Consider the following 2,692-nt stretch of genomic DNA (forward strand, 5'->3'; position numbering starts at 1 on the left):
AACACGGTAGGGGTACCGTTTTGTTATCCGGTTTGAAGCCGTATGACCACTCCCTTTTGTGGGCAACTGTCAGGTGAATACCATCTCCATACACTCTTACGATTCACGGGGCGCCGCTCTGCGAGAGTCGAGCTCTCTGCTGATGGAATATCCGGTAATCGTTATCTCCACAGGGTGCGTGAGGGATAGAGATAGCCGCAAGGTATAGCCGGGATATTCTGGGTCGCCGATGCATGTAATTGGATGGGCTGCCGTAACTGCTCCTGATGATGAGCAATGGCGTTTGTCTGCCGTGTGGGCGAGGGAATTCGGTGCGGTCGATGGCGATGGCATTCCCCACTCTGCCGGCTGAGCGGGGAATGGCCGGGTGAAGCGTTATCGGGGCGCCACGCTATCGCTGCCACCCAGGGCGCGATAGATTTTGGCAGTGGTGGTGAGCTGCTCTTTTTGCTGGGCCAACAGGCTCTGCTGGGCATCCCACAGTCGGTTCTGCTCATCGAGCCAGGCTTGCACGCCGGTCGCACCCGCCTGGAAGCGTGCCTTGGCCAGTCGTTCGGCCTCCCGGGCATAACTCAGCTGCTCCTGCAGATAATCGAGTCGCTGCTGGCCATAGTGGTGTGCGGCCAGATTGTCTTCAACCTCCACCAGTGCGGTGTAGAGCTGTTTGCGAAACTCGGTTTCAGCAATCTGGTAATCCAGCTCTGAGCTTTCGATGGCGAGCTGGGTGCGGTTGTATTCAAGGAAGGGGAGGGCGAGGCTGGCTCCTAGCGTACCGACCGGATTTTGCAGCACCTGCGCCAATCTATCGGATGCGGTGCTGGCACTGCCGGTCAGGGTCAGGCTGGGGTAGAAGCTGGTGCGGATCTCATCCCCTTTAGCCAGCGTCTTGCGCAGCCGCAATTCGGCCGCTTTGACATCGGGGCGGCGGGCCAGCACATCGGCCGGAATACCCACCGCAAGTTCAGGAATGGCCTGCTTTGCAAGGGAAGCGGGTGCATACTCCAGCGGCCCGCTGCTGCGGCCCAGCAACAGACGCAGGGCATTGCGAGCCTGTTCCTGCTGCGCTTTGAGGGAGGCCAGCTCAGCCTGCTTGCCTGCCAGTTGCTGGCGTGCCTGCGCCAGATCGAGTCGGGTGATGGCGCCTGCCTGGTATTTGGTTTGGGTCAGCTGCTTGGTTCGCGTCAGGTTGGCCAGCTGCTGTTCTCCGAGTGCGATGGCAGAGCCGAGATAGCCGAGCTGCCAATACTGCTCCAGGGTATTGCCGATCAGCAGTAGTCGGGTGCTGGCGAGATCCTGCTCGCTCGCCGCCGCCTCCCAGCTTGCCTGATCTCGCACCGAGGCAAGCTTGCCCCACAAATCCACTTCGTAACTGAGGCTCAGCGAGGGGCCCAGACTGTTGGTGCCTTTGCCGGTTTTCAGATCCTTGTTGCCACTGGCTGCGATAGTGCCATTGACCGAGGGTGTGAGGTTGGTATCGGCCTGCTCGGCGCCCAGTCTGGCGCTTTTGAGCTTGAGGGCCGCCACATGCATGTCCGGGTTGGCGGCTAGAACCGCCTCGACCAATTTGTCGAGTTGGGGATCATGAAATTCCCGCCACCAGTGGCCTGCCTGCGCAGCCAGTTGGGCGCCGTCTGCCTGTTGCCATGCAGGGGCGAGCGCCAGCTCGGGTCTTTGATAGGTGCTGTGCTGACTGCAGCCGCTGAGGGCCATGCAGAGAGCCAGCCAGGAGAGTTTGTGCATTGTTATTCCCTCGCCAGTGCGACAACAGGGTCGAGCCGCGCCGCATTGCGTGCCGGCAGGTAACCAAACAGGATCCCGATGAGTGACGAGCAGCCAAAGGCCATCAGGATGGAGAAGAGCGAAAACTGCATCTTGATGGAGTCCACCAACAGTGAAAAGAGCGCGCCAATGCCTAGCGAGAGGCCGACGCCGAAGATCCCCCCCAGCAGGCTCACCATCACAGCCTCAATCAGGAATTGCTGCAGAATATCCGACTGGCGGGCGCCCACGGCCATGCGAATGCCGATCTCGCGGGTGCGCTCGACCACCGACACCAGCATGATGTTCATCACGCCCACCCCGCCGACGATCAGCGAGATCACCGCGATGGCCGAGACCATCAGGGTCATGGTGGCGGTGGTTTTCTCTACCGATTTGATGATGCTGTCGCTACTGAAGGTGAAGAAATCCTTCACCCCGTGGCGCTTGGTGATCAGCTCGATCACCGCCTGCTCGGCCAGTGCCGGTTGTACCCCGTCTTTGACCCGGATGGTGATCTGGCTGAAGTGGTGCTGCGAGATGAGGCGACTCATCACCGCGCTGTAGGGCAGCCAGATATTGACTGACTGGCTGGTGGGGCCGAAGCCGGTCTCCTGCGAAACCACACCGACAATCCGCACCGGCAAGGTGCCGACCAGTACCACCTTGCCGACCGGCTCCTCCTTGCCAAGCAGGCTGGTGATGCTCTTTTTGTCCACCATGGCAACGGCAGCACGCTGTTGGATATCTTGCCACTCCAGTAAGCGACCACTGACCAGCGTCATCCCCTTTACCTTGAAATAGTCGTTACCGACCCCGGTCACGTTGCCGCTGTTGGTCTTGTTGCGATAGCGCAACTGGCCGGAGCTGCCGATCTCGGGGCTGGCGCCCGCAAGATAGGGCTGCCCCAGCAGGGCATCGAGATCCCCCTTGT

Annotated in this window: 2 protein-coding genes; both read right to left on the reverse strand. The window is 60.5% G+C overall.

Annotated elements, in window-relative coordinates; genetic code table 11:
• Positions 1-375: 375 nt before the first annotated feature.
• Entirely contained in the window at positions 376-1,740 is a 1,365-nt protein-coding gene (locus AB5Y85_RS01315; RefSeq protein ID WP_257686677.1) for an efflux transporter outer membrane subunit, read from the reverse strand.
• Positions 1,741-1,742: 2 nt separating this feature from the next.
• Positions 1,743-2,692: ABC transporter permease (locus AB5Y85_RS01320; RefSeq protein ID WP_368221070.1), on the reverse strand; the 950-nt coding region annotated here is incomplete at its 5' end.

The sequence above is a fragment of the Aeromonas sp. R3-1 genome, assembly GCF_040908345.1.
GTDB classification, from domain to species: domain Bacteria; phylum Pseudomonadota; class Gammaproteobacteria; order Enterobacterales; family Aeromonadaceae; genus Aeromonas; species Aeromonas veronii.